The sequence below is a fragment of the Luteibacter sp. genome, from assembly GCF_036500425.1.
Lineage (GTDB): Bacteria > Pseudomonadota > Gammaproteobacteria > Xanthomonadales > Rhodanobacteraceae > Luteibacter.
This window is the reverse complement of sequence record NZ_DASYCB010000056.1, coordinates 83,862-99,683: the sequence shown is the minus strand read 5'-3', so window position 1 is coordinate 99,683 and position 15,822 is coordinate 83,862. Positions and strand designations below refer to the sequence as shown.

At 62.7% G+C, this 15,822-nt stretch carries 13 protein-coding genes; 7 read left to right on the top strand and 6 right to left on the bottom strand.

Annotated elements, in window-relative coordinates:
* Positions 1-975: 975 nt before the first annotated feature.
* Complete coding sequence (locus VGN46_RS14295) at positions 976-2,007, top strand: hypothetical protein (protein ID WP_331644388.1); 1,032 nt, start codon at positions 976-978, stop codon at positions 2,005-2,007.
* 258 nt (positions 2,008-2,265) lie between these two features.
* On the opposite strand, the gene VGN46_RS14290 is transcribed toward VGN46_RS14295, so the two are convergent.
* Positions 2,266-3,195 (bottom strand): ImmA/IrrE family metallo-endopeptidase, encoded by a 930-nt coding sequence (locus tag VGN46_RS14290; RefSeq protein ID WP_331644387.1) that lies wholly within the window; start codon positions 3,193-3,195, stop codon positions 2,266-2,268.
* The gene (locus VGN46_RS14285; RefSeq protein WP_331644386.1) at positions 3,195-3,545 is read right to left on the bottom strand and encodes a helix-turn-helix transcriptional regulator; all 351 of its coding nucleotides are present in this window, start codon (positions 3,543-3,545) and stop codon (positions 3,195-3,197) included. Before VGN46_RS14285 ends, VGN46_RS14290 begins: the two co-directional genes overlap by 1 nt.
* 185 nt (positions 3,546-3,730) lie before the next feature.
* On the opposite strand from VGN46_RS14285, the gene VGN46_RS14280 reads away from it, so the two are divergent.
* From VGN46_RS14280 to VGN46_RS14265, 4 genes are all read left to right on the top strand, one after another.
* The gene (locus tag VGN46_RS14280; RefSeq protein WP_331644385.1) at positions 3,731-4,477 is read left to right on the top strand and encodes a multiubiquitin domain-containing protein; all 747 of its coding nucleotides are present in this window, start codon (positions 3,731-3,733) and stop codon (positions 4,475-4,477) included.
* On the top strand, positions 4,452-5,639 hold the full coding sequence (locus VGN46_RS14275) for a ThiF family adenylyltransferase (RefSeq protein WP_331644384.1): 1,188 nt from the start codon (positions 4,452-4,454) through the stop codon (positions 5,637-5,639). The genes VGN46_RS14280 and VGN46_RS14275 overlap by 26 nt, the downstream gene beginning before the upstream one ends.
* On the top strand, positions 5,636-6,097 hold the full coding sequence (locus VGN46_RS14270; protein ID WP_331644383.1) for a DUF6527 family protein: 462 nt from the start codon (positions 5,636-5,638) through the stop codon (positions 6,095-6,097). Before VGN46_RS14275 ends, VGN46_RS14270 begins: the two co-directional genes overlap by 4 nt.
* A 265-nt stretch (positions 6,098-6,362) precedes the next feature.
* Positions 6,363-7,019: a hypothetical protein gene (locus tag VGN46_RS14265; protein WP_331644382.1), complete on the top strand. Its 657-nt coding sequence runs from the start codon at positions 6,363-6,365 to the stop codon at positions 7,017-7,019.
* 226 nt (positions 7,020-7,245) lie between these two features.
* Here the strand turns inward: VGN46_RS14265 and VGN46_RS14260 are convergent, their stop codons facing one another.
* The 3 genes from VGN46_RS14260 to VGN46_RS14250 all read right to left on the bottom strand — a co-directional run bounded on the left by VGN46_RS14260 (position 7,246) and on the right by VGN46_RS14250 (position 11,607).
* The gene (locus VGN46_RS14260) at positions 7,246-8,148 is read right to left on the bottom strand and encodes a hypothetical protein (protein WP_331644381.1); all 903 of its coding nucleotides are present in this window, start codon (positions 8,146-8,148) and stop codon (positions 7,246-7,248) included.
* A gap of 80 nt (positions 8,149-8,228) precedes the next feature.
* Positions 8,229-10,844 (bottom strand): SIR2 family protein, encoded by a 2,616-nt coding sequence (locus VGN46_RS14255; RefSeq protein ID WP_331644380.1) that lies wholly within the window; start codon positions 10,842-10,844, stop codon positions 8,229-8,231.
* 169 nt (positions 10,845-11,013) lie between these two features.
* On the bottom strand, positions 11,014-11,607 hold the full coding sequence (locus VGN46_RS14250) for a DUF6037 family protein (protein ID WP_331644379.1): 594 nt from the start codon (positions 11,605-11,607) through the stop codon (positions 11,014-11,016).
* Positions 11,608-11,948: 341 nt separating this feature from the next.
* On the opposite strand from VGN46_RS14250, the gene VGN46_RS14245 reads away from it, so the two are divergent.
* Positions 11,949-12,452, top strand: coding sequence for a type IV toxin-antitoxin system AbiEi family antitoxin domain-containing protein (locus VGN46_RS14245; protein ID WP_331644378.1), 504 nt, complete (start codon positions 11,949-11,951; stop codon positions 12,450-12,452).
* Positions 12,445-13,167 (top strand): Fic/DOC family protein, encoded by a 723-nt coding sequence (locus tag VGN46_RS14240; protein WP_331644377.1) that lies wholly within the window; start codon positions 12,445-12,447, stop codon positions 13,165-13,167. Before VGN46_RS14245 ends, VGN46_RS14240 begins: the two co-directional genes overlap by 8 nt.
* Positions 13,168-13,241: 74 nt before the next feature.
* On the opposite strand, the gene VGN46_RS14235 is transcribed toward VGN46_RS14240, so the two are convergent.
* On the bottom strand, positions 13,242-15,137 hold the full coding sequence (locus VGN46_RS14235; protein WP_331644376.1) for a DUF4209 domain-containing protein: 1,896 nt from the start codon (positions 15,135-15,137) through the stop codon (positions 13,242-13,244).
* Between the last annotated feature and the right edge of the window lie 685 nt (positions 15,138-15,822).

The window sequence follows — 15,822 nt, the reverse complement described above, 5'->3', positions numbered from 1 at the left end:
CATACTAGCTCCCCCAGCTTCCGGAATCCCGAAGGGTATCTCGAAAGTGGCACGCCACCCACACCGCGGTCGCAATCAAACTGATGATAAAGTCATCACTGAAGGAACTACTCGTGGACATCGCTGCCCATCTCATAGTCAGTCAGTTATTCGCCATGATGTGGGCGGACGGCGGGGTGACCCCGTCGACCGTTGACATCGCAACAGACTCCCGCGCCTCTCACGCTAGCCCGGTAGCAAGAAGGTAAGAGCGGTGGTGGCGCTCGTCAAGTCCGCGTTAGCGCGGAACGAAAATAAAAGATATGTGCGCCAGATGTGTTGGCGGTTGCCTGCTGAGTGCAATTCTCCGCCCATTGGTTGGTAACTTCGCCTAGGCGGTGCTACGTTCCGCGCTGGACACTTCCCCTAGGCACTTAATTGCGGGCGGTCGCCACCGAAAAAGGCTTGTTTTGTGGGGGAGGGGAGAGAAGCGTACGGTCTCCCACTCTCTCCGCCAAGCCATCGTAAGCTACTGATTGGGTCGCCAAGAATCCCTCGTAGGGATGATCGGTCGCACGGCACGTCCACACGATGGCCGTGGGCATGTCAGGGACCGCCGCGTAGAGCGCCTCGTTGGCGGCAACCAGGCTAGGCGCGTGCCAGAGGTCCGTTGCTTCGAAGGCCCCCGTCGCTCGGATGGCTTCAAAACACCAAGTGTTGAAGGCGCGCAACGTGTCGCGTTGGGCGTGGCAGTGGAGGAGCATGCGCGTTCCGCACGCGCGCGACCATGGGCGTGCTCGCCCATCGACGCCGTTTGCGCGCACGGGGTCGCATACGCGGAATTTGAAGGGGAGGGCACCTCCGCGGGAGGGTGGGCACCGGCGACGTGTCGCGGAGACGACAACCTGCGAACCACGGCATGGCGTGGCTCAAGTTTGTGGAGCACTGGCCGCTAACCGGCTAAAGCCCTTACCGCAATCCAAAAGGAGTTGGACAATGACAATCAACGTCGCCATGGCTACCGCAGACGCCATCGTGCTGGGTTGCGACAGCCTGTCGAGCATCACGCAGCCGGTGATTAACCTCACCAAAGCCGATTTTGCCGGAGCGGTCGATGCCGATGGCAGACCCATCGTGGATGGCACCGGTCAACCGGTCTTTCGCTTTCCCGCCGATTCGGTCGAGCAGCAGGCGGTGACCGTGTTCGGCGGCGTCAGCAAAATGTTTTTGCTGTATCAGACCAAAGACATGTCGGTGGCCGCCGTCACATCGGGACAGGGCACGATCGATGGGCGAACCATTGCGGCCCTGGCCGGCATCTATCGCCGGCAGAACGAGGTCAAAAAAACCCCGTTTCGGAAGGTGGAAGCGGTCGCCCGTGATTTCCTCCAGTTCATGGGTACCCATTGGGTGGCTCAGCAGAACCTCAAAGCGCTACCGGTCGAGGTCATTCAGAAGCTTCCCTCGGTGACGTTCATCGTCGGTGGCTACGCGCCAGATGACGAAGACGGGATGCTGTTCAAGCTCGATGTAGGTCAAAGCAAGATCGTGCCCGCATTCACTGCGCACCAGCGCTTTGGCCTGACGTGGGGCGGCCAAGCCGGCTACGTCGAGCGATTGATGCGCGGCGCGGACGGGCGCCTTGAGCATGCGGTCCTTCGCGGCTTCCTGAGCACGTTGAGCGCCCAGCGCGCCAGCGTGGCCGAAGCCGTCGTGGCCGGGCTCAAGGACCAGGGGGTCGCGATCCCGAAAGGCCTCAAGCTGGAAATCAAGGAGGTGCTGCCGCCGACCGACCCTTGGGATCGGTATGTGCCCGAGATCGACTTCGAGAACCTCCCGGTCCAATACGCCATCGACTTGGCTTCGCTTCTTGTTAACACTCAGTCAGGTATGGAGCACTTTGCATCTGGCATTGCCACGGTCGGCGGACGCACCCATATTGGGGTGCTCCAGCGCAATGAACCATTCAAGAAGTTGAATGAGCCAAAGCTTGCCCATACCCACACGGGATACGCTCATGAGTTCTAAAGATCGGCCGCCGGTAGCGCCTGGCACCTCCGCCGACCTGCGGAGTCCAAGCCGCACCCCAACTCGAAGCGGCGCAGTGACCAACGAGCGCAGAGAGCCGCCGACGGGGCCTAAGGTGCGCGCCTACGAGGTGCGGTTCAAAGACGATGGCGGGGTAGAAATCACCAAGGCGACCAAGCCGCAGAAGAAGTGAGGTCTTGCTGAGCCCAGCAAAGGCGGGCCCGAATGGGAAACGGTGAACAGGCCCAGCGGAGACGATCAGGTCAGTCCGACGCCAGGCAGCAAAATCGTCGTCTGCGTCAACGCCTGGATTGGGTGAACGAGAATCAGGACGTTATGCCCCGTGTCGAACGCGTCGGCCAAGCATTCGTGGCGCACGCCATTGCGGTCCACGTACTGCATCGCCAGCGGGCCTTTCATGCGACGGCCCAGCGGCACGATGTTCGCCAGGGGATGGTGATGATCAATCAGGGTGTCCACCGGCGCGCCGAAGCGTTGTTGGAACGCCGCTGACACTTCGATGCGTCGAATGGGGGCACGAAAGCCGCCGCCGGGGAGCAGTTCGACCCGCTCGAGCACAAAGACCGCGCAGGTCCCATGATGCGTGCGCGCAAATTCACGGGCCGAGGCGTATACCGACGCGCCAAACTTTTTAGCAAGGGCCAGCGGCGATCGGATCGACATGTGCATGTCGGCCGCCAAGCCCTTGAATCCGTCGCCTTGGAACAGTACGAACCGCGCGAAGTTGTTGGCTTCACGTTCGAAATGATCGGCGATTTCCGGTGCGAGGGTCTTCTCGCATTCTTCAAAGAACGTAAACACCTTTCGGTGATGCGGCAGCGTGTGATGGCCGGTCTCATGCAGCTTGAGGAAGGTCTGCCGCGCGACGACGACATCATCGTCGATATGAATGACCTGTTCGTTGGCGTCATAGACGCCAAAGACCTTCGAAAGCGCAGACTTTAAGAATCCGACAGCGGCGGCGGACTTTTGCCTGACGTAGTCCATCATCGCGCGGAGATCGAATGCGCTCTTCGGCGCAACGCGCAAGTTCGCTGCCGCCAGGATGTCATCCACGGGGGTCGGAAACACATTCCATGCTCCGGCCCGGTGAAGCATGTCCGAGGCCCGCTGCTCGACCGCGCGCAGATCCTCCAAGGGAAGCGTGCTGTCATCCGGCCGTAGCATCAGGGCTTCTTGGTCCGCAGATACTGCAAATATTTAATCAGCTCTGCTTCCTCATCGGGGCTGAGGTTGTGCTCAGCGAAGGTGGCCACGCGACCATGCCTCGACTCGGCCGACCGGGCGTTGGTCGCCGGCAGATAGCCGGCCATCTGCATGAGCGTCATGTATTCGATCCCATACAGTTCGGCCAGCGTGTTGAGCACGCTGGGGCTGGGCTGGGCGACCTTGCCATTTTCCAACTGGCTCAGGTATGCGTTGGAAACCGCCTTTTGGCTGGCCTCCTCGACTTGGCGCAAGGACATCTTTCGGTCCAGCCGAATCGATGCAAGGTATTGGCCTAACGTCAGTTTCACGGTCACTCCGTTGTGAGGCGGACAGCTGCCCGTTTGATCAGCAGCTTACCCCAATTCTGCTTTCTTCGCCAAGCGCGCTTAAAGTGCTTGACATACCACGCATGCTTTTGAAATCATGATTCCGCGATCGAGGTTCCGGGCGGGGCAACGACGCGGCACATAAATCAGGCTTACGGAGAAACAACATGAATACGATGATAAGCGAGGTCGAAGACGTCGAGAAGGCGGTGATGGCAGGCCAGGCCGTGCGCGATCACGGGCCTTGGGCCATCGCCCTGGCGGATGAGAGCCTGGCCTTCGAGCGCCATACGGTTGACGATCCGATCGTCACCGGCAGTCAGGTGCTCGAAAGCGCGGGCGTGCGTGACCCGATTGAATATGCGGTGTTCCGCATGTTGGACTCGGGCATCCTGGAAGGCATTCGTCCCAACGAGACAACGGACATCCGCACGGCCAAGGTGGCACGCTTCTTGGTCTTTCGCACCGACCGCACCTATCGTCTGGTCATCGCCGATCAGGTGAATGAGTGGGGCGTGCGCTTCATTTCGGCGGCAACGCTTCGCGCGCTCGCCGACGAGGACGCCTCGGTCGAGGTCTGGCAGGACGTGCGCGGTGGCGAAGCGGACCGCCGCCTTGATCCCCACGACTTCGTGGATTTGGACGAAGAGGGCGTAGAGCGCTTCTACTTTCAGTCGACGGCCATCCATATCGTGGTGAACGCAGAGCGAAAGACGGTGCACCAGCGCCAAGTGAGCCACTGGGATGTCGTCAAACTTGCCTTCCCTGACGCGGTGCCCAGCGAAACCATCATCTACAGCGTCGACTACGGCAAGGGGCCGAAGGAAAACCCGCAAGGTTCGCTTGCCGAAGGCCAGCACGTGGCAATCAAAGAGGGGATGACGTTCTATGTCACGCCGACTGATAAATCTTAATGCTGACCTCGCACGGTTGCTCAACGAAGGCTATGAGCTGGAGTTCCGCGATGGCCTACTGTTGGTGCATTCCGTGCCCTACGTCACCCCCGAGCGCACCCTTGCGCTCGGGACCGTTGTGTCGGAGTTGACGCTGCGATCGCCGGACATCGTCGACAAGCCGGGTTCGCACCAGGTGCACTTCATTGGTCAGCACCCGTGTTTCAGCGACGGCCGTGTGTTAGCGCCCATCCAGCACTCCACGGCGCAATTTAAGTTGGCGCCGGGGGTGGTGGCCCAGCACCACTTCTCCAACAAGCCGCGCCGGGGCTACTACGAGGACTACTACGAGAAGATCACCACCTATGTTCGTGTGATCTCCGACCAGGCTCGGGTGCTCGACGCGAAGGCAGACGCACGGACCTGGAAGCTCGTGCGCTTCGACGATGGGCAGAGCGTGTTCCATTACGAAGACACCGCATCGGGGCGTGCGGGGGTTGGCGCCTTGGCCGCGCGTCTGGCCCCGCTCAAGGTCGCGATCGTGGGGTTGGGTGGCACGGGCAGCTACGTGCTCGACATGATCTCGCGCACGCACGTGGCGCAAATCCATCTCTTCGACGGGGATGCGCTGCGCCAGCACAACGCGTTCCGTTCACCCGGGGCCATCTCGGGCGAGACCTTGGATCGGCACCTGCTGAAGGTGGAGTGGCTAGCCGAGCACTACGGGGCCATGCGCAAAGGGATTGAAGCGCGTCCGGTGATGATCGACGAGACAAATGCCGCAGAGTTGACCCAGTTTGATCATGTGTTCTTGTGCGTGGACAAGGGCAGCGTTCGTGGCATCGTCGTCGACGCGCTGGCGGGCAGTGCTACCCCTCTGATCGACGTGGGGATGGGCATGGGGTTGACGCCCGATGGTGAGCGCCTGTGGGGCACATGCCGGGTCACGACCAGCACGCAGGCCACCCGAGCTGAGGCTGCGGCGACCATTCCGCGCGGTGATCGCGACGATGAACTGTACCGCTCGAACATCCAGGTCATCGAACTCAATGCCATCAACGCGGCGCTGGCCGTGATCCGGTGGAAGCGCCTATGCGGCTACTACTGCGATGATGTCAGTGAGGTGGAGTCGACATTCGTGGTGGGCTTGAACCAGATGGGAAACAAAGGCGGTCAGTCATGAGCCAGGTTCGACTGATTCCCGAGTTCGTCGAGTTCATCCCGGAGGAGCTGGAGGCAGGGCATCTGTATGTGTCGATGATCCACGCAGTGGCCATCCACCTTTGCGCGTGCGGATGCAACCGCAAGACGGTCACGCCCCTCTCACCGGCCGATTGGAAGTTGACCTATGACGGCCGTAACGTGTCCCTGCGGCCGTCCATCGGTAACTGGTCATACCCCTGCCGCTCGCACTATTGGATCACCGATGGTGCCGTGCGCTGGGCGAGCGACATGAGCGAGAAGGAGATCGCTGTGATGCGCGGTCAGGCCAAGCACGCCAAGGCCGCACTCCATGCGCAGGAGCGACGAGACCCACCTAGAAGCGAGCCTGCCCCGATCGCCACGGCATCGCCAACGGAGCCGGCATCGTGGTCGACGAAAGTTCGCGCGTTGTGGGGCTGGATTAGGAAAGATGGCTGATGGGCTGATGGGCTGATGGCATGGCAATGGCACCCATCGCCGCTAGTCGCGGCGATGGGTGACGTCAAAACGCACGTCGTTGTGATTGCAATCACATAACTAAAGATTAGATATTGCGAATGACTCGATTCGCCTTGACGCACGGGCAGGGTGCGTTTGATTGGAATGGCGAAGGATCCCTTTCGCCGCCCCACCCAACGAGACGATACTCAGTCCGTCCGCGGAAGAAAGGCGTTCACGTCGAAAAAGGATGTTTACGTGTTCCATGCCCGACCCCTTTGCAGGCCTTGAAGAAGGGGGAAGGCGCCCGAGCGAGACGCTGGTCTTCCGCCTGGTGCTGCTGATCGAACAGTCGATGGGGCGGCTTCGGCATTTCGGTCGCCTGCTCTGGGAGAATTTCACAGAGACGCAGACGGCTCAATCGGCCCGGCTCGATGCATTGGCGGCGTTGGACGAGTGGCGGCAAGAAAAGCGCGATGACGAACTGACGGAATATGCGTTCAAGCAAAAGAACCGGTGGGAGCGCATGATCGACGGCGTCAACGCCTGGATGGATGCGCCAGATCCGATTGAGGTCGAACGGCGGGCCGAGGAGCACGCGAAGGTCGATCGGCAATTGGCGACGCGGGTGGAGGTCACGTCCGCCAAGGTCAGTGACCTCGACCCGGAAGCCAAGCCATTGCGCAAGGCGGCCCTGTTGGAGCGGGCGCGGTTGAAACAATCGCTGCGCGATCTGGCCCAAGCGCATGAGGCAGCGCTGCCCCAGCTGCTGGCGGTCGCATGGGAGGAGGAGCGTGAATGGCTGGAGCAGTACATGCCGGAGCTGCTTCGGCCGGACCGGTCGACGGTCGTGCCACCGTCCACCCGTGGCGGTCGCGCCGGCCCGCGCATGACGCCGCGGGTTCCCCGAAACCGCGTGTGAGGCATCCGCATCGGTAGGACGGCGGATCGCCGCAGGCCGAATGGTTCGGCCTGCGGCGAAATCGTTGGGGGCGCGGTAACTGGGGTGCACGTCGAGTCGCGCAAGCGGCCTGGAGAACGAAAACGCGTCCGTGCTGCAGAGAGGATGGCTGGATGTTTGCTCGATGTCGTGCCGTGCGGTCTCGGGTCTCGAGCCATCGTGGAAGAATCCCGTGGTCAGGCTCCAATCAGGCGTCCGCGAGCGCTTGGCGCACTTCGGGCAATGGATCATTGGCCAGCATCACATATAGCGTGCTCAGCGCCGGAGATGGATCCGTCGCTCGCAACCCGCGAACCAGCCGGGCGCAAGCCATGCGCACCAACGACACGCCGATGGCGCGTTTGGAAAGCGGATCGACGCTGGCGTAGGCATTGAACGCCAGGCAGCTCGGCAGCGTCGCCACCAGAAGCTTGCGCTCTGCCGGTTTAAGCATCCCCACGGCCAGCATCCGAGCAAGCAGTTCCAAAAGGGAATGCGCGCCCTCGTCACGATTGGCTGACAAGGCCGCGAGGATGGTCGGGGTCAGATCGGGCGGGTAAGCGGCCTTTCGAGTGGCGCGCAGGCCGGGTTCATCGGGCGCCCACCAGGCGATCGCCCGGCACGCTGCAGCGACGGCTCGCCATTCATCGCTCAACAGGTGCGTTTGGATGAGATGGATGGCTTCGTCGCGTCGGTGCGATCCCGGCCCGCTAAGCATCGGCGGAAAGCCCTCGATGGCCTGGGTCATGCGCAACGACGCCACGGCCTGAAATGCTTCATCGACATCCGATCGACGCGCGGGGCGCAGGCGGGGCAGCACCAACCGGCCCAATACCGCTCCCATAACCAAGGTGACATCCGAGCGAGACGGGGTAAATGGACCCGCATCATCCGGGTAGCTGCGCACCTCTGTATTGATCTGCCGCAAGAGTCGTCGCGCCAACGCCGGGGTCACGGTGAGCCCAAGCCCGTCTTCGGCAGCATGTTGCAGCGATTGCAGGTGATACGGGTTATTCAGTTCCAGCCCATCTGCCGGGAACAGTCGCTCGACCAGTCGGGCCTCAACGTCAACGCCTTCCGGGGCAGGCAGGTGGCGAAAGACGTCAGGCACGACGTCCGTCTCAGCCGGCAGGCCGCCGTGGGTCGTGTGTCGCCAAAGCTCAACGGAGAAGCGCGTCTTCTCGTCGTCAGTCAGTGCCCCATCCAGGAGTAATTCGGTGAGCAGCGTGGTGGCGCCCCGTCGGCTGGCCTGGACGCGGACACCGCGGATGATTCATCGATGCGGTGTGCCCAACGAGCACTCTGGTCGCCGCGTTCGGCCGGCGCGGGGGCCGCTCTCAGGCAGTCGTAAAATCTCGGAGGCGAATCATGTGGCGCTGACCGATTGGGGTCTTCGCCAGGGTAAGGGGAGCTAATTGCATCCAAGGCCAGTGACGCGCGCATCGCTTTGGGCATGGCCTGTGCAGCATGCTCGGCAAGTTCGGTCACCGCTTCTTTGAGCGTGTGCAGGGGGATCCGGCCGTCGGCGGTCAGCGTCTTGCACAGCGTCCAACATTCGACCAGGTCGGACTCGGGCAGGCGCGGCGTGAGTCGACCGAGCAGCGTCACCCCACCGATGATCGGCGTCGTCTTTCGCGCCCAGAGCGGCTCCGTCCGCGTCAAGTGGTTGAGCCAGTAATCGATAATGTTCAGCAGTCGGCGCTTGAGAAACCGCGCGCGGCGTGTCGTCATGCGCGCGACGGCCACCCGTCCCGTCAGATGGACCAATTCGGTCCGAATTTCGGATTGACGAATATACGGCCAGAGCGACGCGAAGGGCGTTCGGGCCTTGCGGGCGATCACGCTTTCCACGCCCGCGTTACCGACGACGGATATCGCACCAACGCGCCAGGGAATGCCTGCCGCATGGCGAAACCGCTCGAAGACAGCGGCCGGCTCCTCGTCTGTCGACGCCCATGAGGACGGTGAGCCCTTGCGCTCAAAGCTACCGGGGCTGAACCCAGCAACGATGTTTTCGCCGCCCACCCGCCGTTGCATGGCGGCCTGATCAACAGGCTCGCTGTAGTCACGGAGCTGGTCGGCGGGGTTGCAGCGATAGGGGCTTTCTTCGCGAAGGTCGCGTCCGTAGGTGCGGTAAGGGGAATCGGTCTGGGTGAGGCCCGAGTAGTAGAGGAGCCATTGGCAACACGCGCGCCGAGATCGCAGCCAGATTGAGGTGCGCGCGGTAGCCATTTGGTCACGGATATCCTCCAAGGTTTGTTCCAAGAGCGCGGTCGCCTCATTCGGCCGTCCCAAATCAAAAAGCAGGCGCGACCGCCGGATACGCCAAGCGGGGTCGGACCCGCCGATGGTGGCCTGGATGCGATCAAGGGCTGTCCAATCTTCGCGCATGAGCGCGAAAAGGGCAGTCTCATGCGCCACGCATGCGGCTAGGTCGTCGTCAGGAGCGGCCGTCAGATGGTGTGACCAGCGCCGGAACGCGGGTCCTTGGCCGTGCTCGCGTGCGGTGCGCAGGAGGGCTGGCCCGATGAGCCGCGTTGCTTCCATGGCCCGAGGGCCCGCCTGCGCGCGCTCCCACGCCTCGCTCAGGATCCGGCGGGTCGCTGGCGCCACGCCGCCGAACGCCACAGAGCACCGCCATCCCAGCTCGAGGGCGCTGCGGATCACCAGATCGTCGTCGAAAAGGTCAGGGTGCCGCTTGGCGAGCAAAAGAGCATTGGTGAGCGAATGAACCTGCCAGCGCACGAGGTGCGTCAGGGGTTCGGGCATGGTCATCCAGCCCGGATAGTTCAGGCGCTCGGCCTCGAGCTGCTCGAGCCGGGCGAGCAACCGAGCCGGACGATGCGCCATGGTTTCGTCGACCCGACCCTCATCGTCGGCCTCGAGCGGTTCGAGGTGACGTGGCTCCCAGTTCTGCGCGGGCGACGGCTTGGCAGCATTCAAATACTCAAGCAGCAGCGTGATCGCGCGGACATGTTGCTGCTCAGACGGAACGGTCTGGACCAGCGGAGCCAGGTCAATGGCGACAATGTTCCTGTGCTCAAGGAGCTGGCGGCTGGCGGGACTCAACGCGAGGACGCCGACCAAGTAAATGCGTCGCGCCGCCGAGCCCAATTGATCGCGCACCCATCCGGTCCATTGCAAAAAGTTGGGATCGTCGCCCGAAAACCCCAGCAGGCATACTTCATTCTCGATGAAGACCTGGCGCGCTGCGTTCACTAAGGCGGCGTGGCGCGTGGCATACGTACGGTAGTCGTCTTCGGCAAAGACGCAGCCATCGCCATCGCCCACAGTTCCGTGCAGCTTGATGATGCGTGGAGGACGCGTCTGGGCAAGGTCGGTGCCACGCAAAACGATGCCGTAGTTGTACGCCCGGCATTTGAGGGCGGCGCGTTCGAGCAACGTATCCCAGTTGGTCGTGAGAAGGTTGGCCCACGGCAGCTCAACGATTGCCCGATGCGCCTGCCCTGGACGCCACTGCGCGTCGGGGACATGAGTTCGGATGAAATCGTTCAGCGCGCTTTGACCGAAGTAGGCTCGAAACTCTTCAGCCATGCGCAAAGGATCGGGCGTGCCCGATCCGATGCTTGGCGCGAGTCGGGCGGCGAGCGCAGCGTGCAAGTGAGGCCAAAGCGGTGGGAGGGGCGATTGGGGTGTCGCCCGCTCGCAGTTGCGGCTGAACCCGGCGCCCACCATCAGCGCAGCGCCAGGTCCCTCACCGGGCTGGCGCCAGAGCGCCTGCGCGAGCTGTTCCAGGCGTTGGTGATCGGGCAGCTGCGAGAGCAGTGAAAGGGAAGTCTCGGGCATCCGCGGTGACTCCAGGTGTGCGGTGGTTCGTTCCATCGGAGGAGAGGCAAGGGACAGAGGCCGCCACCATTGGGGGATCGACCTCCGCGCACGCCGCAGGATTATCGTGCAGTCTTGCGCAGGTGGGCAGCCTGACAGCGATCGGCCGATGCGGGGAACGGCGGCGGCCTCAATCTTGACGCCAAGGGTCGCACAGGAGCTGCGCGTCGCGGGCGATGTCGGTCCAGCAGCTGCTGATGCGTCGATCGCGGCAGATCTCGTAGTAGCGATAGCCCAGGAGCGTCCGCGTTTTCGCCAAATTCTCCGCCGTCGGCCCGCGTGTCCCACTGGGATAGTGCTGCCACTTGAGAAAATAGATCTTGTCTTGCTCTTCGACATCGCGCCGAAAGCGGGCCACGTCGGAGGGCTCAGCGCGGCCGGATGGTAGGGCGATGGCGGGCGCGGCGCGATCGACCCATTCTAGGAAGTGGGCGGGTCGAAACCGATTGGCGGGATCGAACTCGAGACCAAGGAGCTGGACCAGCGCTTTGTAGTCGCGCGGATCCATATAGACGTCGCGAACCAGGTAGCCCCGGGTGACTTCGAATTCGAACGCCATGGCCCCGCCGCGCAAGCCGAGCAACAGGAGAAACGGTGCCTCGTCCGCCAAGAAGAGCACATCGAAGTGGGCGCGCCCGTGTCTGTACTCAAACCGATATCGATCGACGCGCTGCGCGCGCATGCTGTGATGCAAGCGACGCAGCCCTTCCATGTGTACGGCCATCTGGGGCTTCCGTGAAGTTCGGCGCAATTGGCGCGCGTGGAGGGACGGGCGGACAAGCCGGGGTTGCCCATGTCCAGAGACCATCGGCCGCGACAGGGCGAACTGAAGCGCCTGCAGGCGCAGAGGGCGGAATGCCCCGACAACCGACGGCGTGAGGCGGGGCACCGCCCTGCTACGCCGGGCGGTGCCCGCATGGCGGTCTTAGATGTGGGCGGTCAAGCGGTGGCCGCCGGCCGGCTACCGGCTCTCCCGTGATATCGTCCGGAGACCGGCATTGTGAAATCGCATAAGTGCATGATATTGACAAGAAATACGATGATTGCTATACTAGCCGTGTGAACATGGCTGATCGCATCCTCCAAGCGCTGCGTCCCCGAAAAGACGGGGTGTTGTTGCGAGAAAATCTCCACGCATTGGGGAGTCCGTCTCAGGTGTCCGTCGCGCTACGGACCTTGGTGCACGGTGGGCTGCTCGTGCGACTCAAGCGGGGGGTGTATGCCAAGCCAGCGATGGTGGCTAAGTGCGGAGCGACCGCGCTGCTGGCGGGCGTGAGCGCAAAACAGCGTCAGAAGCTCGTGCGCGCGCGAAAGCAACGCCGTCGTCTTCGGCAGCAGCTGACGCCCACGGCAAGGTTGGTCGCGGCGCTGGCTCGCAAGAATCGGGTGGACTACCGTCCCACCTACGCCGATCAGTTCGCAGCGTCAGCGACGCGACTGGCTGGCGATAGCGTGCAGCCGGATGCGACGGACGACCTGCTGGTGGCACTGCGGCGCGACGGAAAGATTTCCGAAAGCGATTTTTTGATGCATGTCATCGCGCATCACCGGGCGCTCAAGCATGTTTGACCCGTTTGGCGATTTCGAGACGCGCGGCTATTTGCGGAACACGCAACGAGAAAAAGACCCGGACCTCATTAAGGTCGCCGAACACGCGTTGTATCGCGCGCATATGGGCGAGGCACTGCGATACCTTCGCGGCCAGCGTCGCCTCACCTACGCCCATTTTTTACAGGTGCACCGCGTATTGTTCGGCGCGTTGTATCCGTGGGCGGGGCAGGATCGAGCGCAGCTGTTGCCGGGCGCGGCGGTGAAGAAAGGGTCCGTGATCTTTTGTCACCCGCACGATTGTGAGGCGGCCATCGAAGAGGGCTTGCGGTGGGCCCAAGACCGGGGTCAGATGGCTGCGCGACCGGGGTTCATCATGGGCATGTTTGCTTATGGGCACCCCTTTTTGGACGGCAACGGGCGCACTATGTTGCTCGTGCACGCCGAACTGTGCGCGCGGGCGCAAATGTCCATCGCGTGGGAGCACACCCGCAAGGCCGATTACCTGCGCGCCCTGACTCGCGAGATTGAGGATCCCCATGGCGGCCACCTGGACCGCTACCTCGCGCCGTTCGTGGGCTTACCGATACCGCCTGGCCAATGGACTCGCTTGCTCGGTGAGATGCCGGGGCTAGACGGGGCAGCGAACCCGGACGATGAGGGCGTGCCGTATGACCAGCCTGGGATGGCCGATGATCAGCTGGCGTTTGAGCAGCGCCGCGGGTATCAGCTATAGGCACGGAGAAGGCCGAGAAGCCATGGCGCTCCCGTTGACGGCAGCCCCGTAGCCGTAGGTAGCATGACGCCAAACTAGTCTGCTGCGCCAACATCGTCCGCAGCCTCCGATGGAGGTTTCTCCGCGTCCGCGGCCTGCCTGCGGGACGCGTTCCACCAGGCGCTGACGGTCAATCGCAGGGCCAACCACCAAGCGTATACCGAGAAGATCGAGTTGCAGCCGTCTTCATCCAGCAAGCCGTGGGCCAATTCGTTGCGCAGATTCGGTCCGAAAGCGTCGCAGAACAACGATCGCAGCTCGAACACCAGGTCCTCGCCGAACACCTGTTCTGCTTGCGGAAGGTCCATCAGCGTGCTCATGCCGTTCTCGTTCTGAATTCCATCCAGGTCGATGTTCGTGGTCGTCGCACCAGCCTGTTTCAGATGGACGCGCACCAAGTGCTCCATCTGCGGCACCAGTAGATGCAGGGCCGTGACAAAGTCATGGTCGTATCCAGCGAAGAGGGCCTTTCCGAACAAGGTGGCTCGGTCCTTAGGCACGATGGGCGATTGCTGAGCCAAGCCCACGAAATCACTTTCGCGCAGCCGGTGTTCTTGTTGCAGCACCTCAAGGGCCGGCAAGATGTCCCCGCAGACGACGATCTGCACCAAGATGCCAAAGTCGCGCACCATCTCGGCACGGATGGCCACTTCATCGTCGGCCGTCGGCGCCGCGCCCAGGCTCATCGCGGGCCGCTTGGCGATCACGCGTCCGTCGCGGCTGAGCATGGTCGCACCGAAGAACGAGGACAGCGGAAACTGGCGGGTCCGGTCGATGACCGCTGTTCGCGACTCGGCCACCCTAACGCCCCGGTGCAGCCCGGCAAACGCGACGAGCGCAGCCTGAGCTGATTTTCCGCTAACGGCCTTGCGCGCTCGCTCGACTAGCGCAGTGATGTCCTGGGCCGGGCTTTCAATCACGCCCATCTCGCCCAAAGACTTGGCGCCCGATTCATTCAATCGCGCACGCAACTCGCCAATGCGCTCATCGACCCGATGCTCCGCGCGCTTAGCCTTCGGCACGCGGCGGTACACCTGGATCGCGTTCTCATAGCCATTGGCTGCCATCAGGTGGCTTGGCGTGTGAAATCCTCCATGGGCTGCGGCCTCTTTGGCCCACCCTTCGGCAACGGCTACGATCATGCCGACGGCTTTGTCGTGGTCGGTGCCTCGCGCGTACCACTGTTCCGCCGCCGCGAAGTAGTCGCGAGCGCGGTGAAGGTCGCCCTCGCCGTCGAATGCATGTCCCATCGCTTCCAGTCGCTGGGCGATCGGAAGTGAGCGATCGCGCCCCAAGCTGTTGGCGTCGAGCAGGTCGGCCAACCACAGCGCTAGGTATCCGTCTGAAGCAACCGCGGCCTCGAATGCGGTCACGATGGCAACTTCCATCCGCGCAAGCCGGTCGCCGGCACCGGCCTTGAGCATGCGAGCCAATCCAAGCGCACGTTGCCAGCCCTCGCGCCCGCCGCGCACCCACGTCTCACTGTCCAAGGGCAGGGCCCCGTAAGCGTCGATCGCGCCAAGCGCGTAAATGACATCGCGCGGGCGTACTTTGAGCCAGACCAAATCGCACAACCGCGCCTTCAGCCATGGTTCGGCGACCTGCAGCGCAATCGCGGAGAAGAAAGCAAGGTCCTCCTGGCGCAGGTCGTCGGGGATCACCGATCGTCGGTCGTGGAGGACGGCGTAAGGTTTGAAGGGCTCGTTGACGCTCGAAGGCGACAGCATCATAGAGCAAGCATCTGCCAGCAACCAAAGCACCTTGCCCTGGGCGCTCCGGCCCTCGGCGATGGCTTCCCGCGCGGCGGCCGACAGTGCTTGCCACATAGACGGATAGCCGTCGCGCGAGACGGCCAATGCGGTGCTCCATCCAGACTCAGCAAAGTCCTGCGGCGTGATGGGTAAATCGGTGACGTAACGCTCGGTGGTCATGGGATCGTTCCTCGGGGAAAGCCATCCTCGAACGGGCATCGCAGAGATTCGACGCTGGGCTACCGAAGATAGCAGGTGCCCATCTCGCCCCATGAGGCGCGAGCGTGCGCGCAGTGTCTCAACGGCACGCTGAGCGGGGTCAGCGCAGAAGGCCGTTCTGACCGAAGGCGAGTCGCGCAAGCGCCGAAGGGGAGGAATCGACAGCGACCGCAGGCGCTCTGCCTTCGCGCTTTCTCGTATTCATTCTGAGTGGTACGGGGGTGTCCACGCGCTTCGCGCAGAAATTGACGCCCGCCCGATCAACGCGTTAGCAGGGGTTTGTTGCAGCCCCATAGTAAGGCCGTCATGGCCGGTGGGGAGAGGCTAACGTAGCTCGACACAAAATATCAAAACATTGGATAAACAATCTCTGCGTATATGAAGTCCTGATCTAGCGTGCGTGCAGCCCCCAGTCCTACATCTCAAGCGCCGAGCGTGGGGTCATCCGCTTGGATGCGCTGCAGTTGGCCGATTGGGCAGAGGCTTGTGGTTCCACCCTCACGGGCCTAGCCTAGGTCATCGACGCTAAGTGGCGCTGACGGGCCGCCTTGGGTAGTGAAGATGGCTGCGCCCCCGATTTCCTCGCAGCATCCGAAAGGCTCGCCCAAGGCGAACGAACCCAAGAAGCAATGGCCCGTGCTCGTGG

What these genes read in the sequence shown, in the direction of transcription:
- VGN46_RS14295 (WP_331644388.1), top strand. Translation starts at nt 976, where the DNA reads ATGACAATCAACGTCGCCATGGCTACCGCAGACGCCATCGTGCTGGGT.
- VGN46_RS14290 (WP_331644387.1), bottom strand. Translation starts at nt 3,195, where the DNA reads ATGCTACGGCCGGATGACAGCACGCTTCCCTTGGAGGATCTGCGCGCG.
- VGN46_RS14280 (WP_331644385.1), top strand. Translation starts at nt 3,731, where the DNA reads ATGAATACGATGATAAGCGAGGTCGAAGACGTCGAGAAGGCGGTGATG.
- VGN46_RS14275 (WP_331644384.1), top strand. Translation starts at nt 4,452, where the DNA reads ATGTCACGCCGACTGATAAATCTTAATGCTGACCTCGCACGGTTGCTC.
- VGN46_RS14270 (WP_331644383.1), top strand. Translation starts at nt 5,636, where the DNA reads ATGAGCCAGGTTCGACTGATTCCCGAGTTCGTCGAGTTCATCCCGGAG.
- VGN46_RS14265 (WP_331644382.1), top strand. Translation starts at nt 6,363, where the DNA reads ATGCCCGACCCCTTTGCAGGCCTTGAAGAAGGGGGAAGGCGCCCGAGC.
- VGN46_RS14255 (WP_331644380.1), bottom strand. Translation starts at nt 10,844, where the DNA reads ATGCCCGAGACTTCCCTTTCACTGCTCTCGCAGCTGCCCGATCACCAA.
- VGN46_RS14250 (WP_331644379.1), bottom strand. Translation starts at nt 11,607, where the DNA reads ATGGCCGTACACATGGAAGGGCTGCGTCGCTTGCATCACAGCATGCGC.
- VGN46_RS14245 (WP_331644378.1), top strand. Translation starts at nt 11,949, where the DNA reads ATGGCTGATCGCATCCTCCAAGCGCTGCGTCCCCGAAAAGACGGGGTG.
- VGN46_RS14240 (WP_331644377.1), top strand. Translation starts at nt 12,445, where the DNA reads ATGTTTGACCCGTTTGGCGATTTCGAGACGCGCGGCTATTTGCGGAAC.
- VGN46_RS14235 (WP_331644376.1), bottom strand. Translation starts at nt 15,137, where the DNA reads ATGACCACCGAGCGTTACGTCACCGATTTACCCATCACGCCGCAGGAC.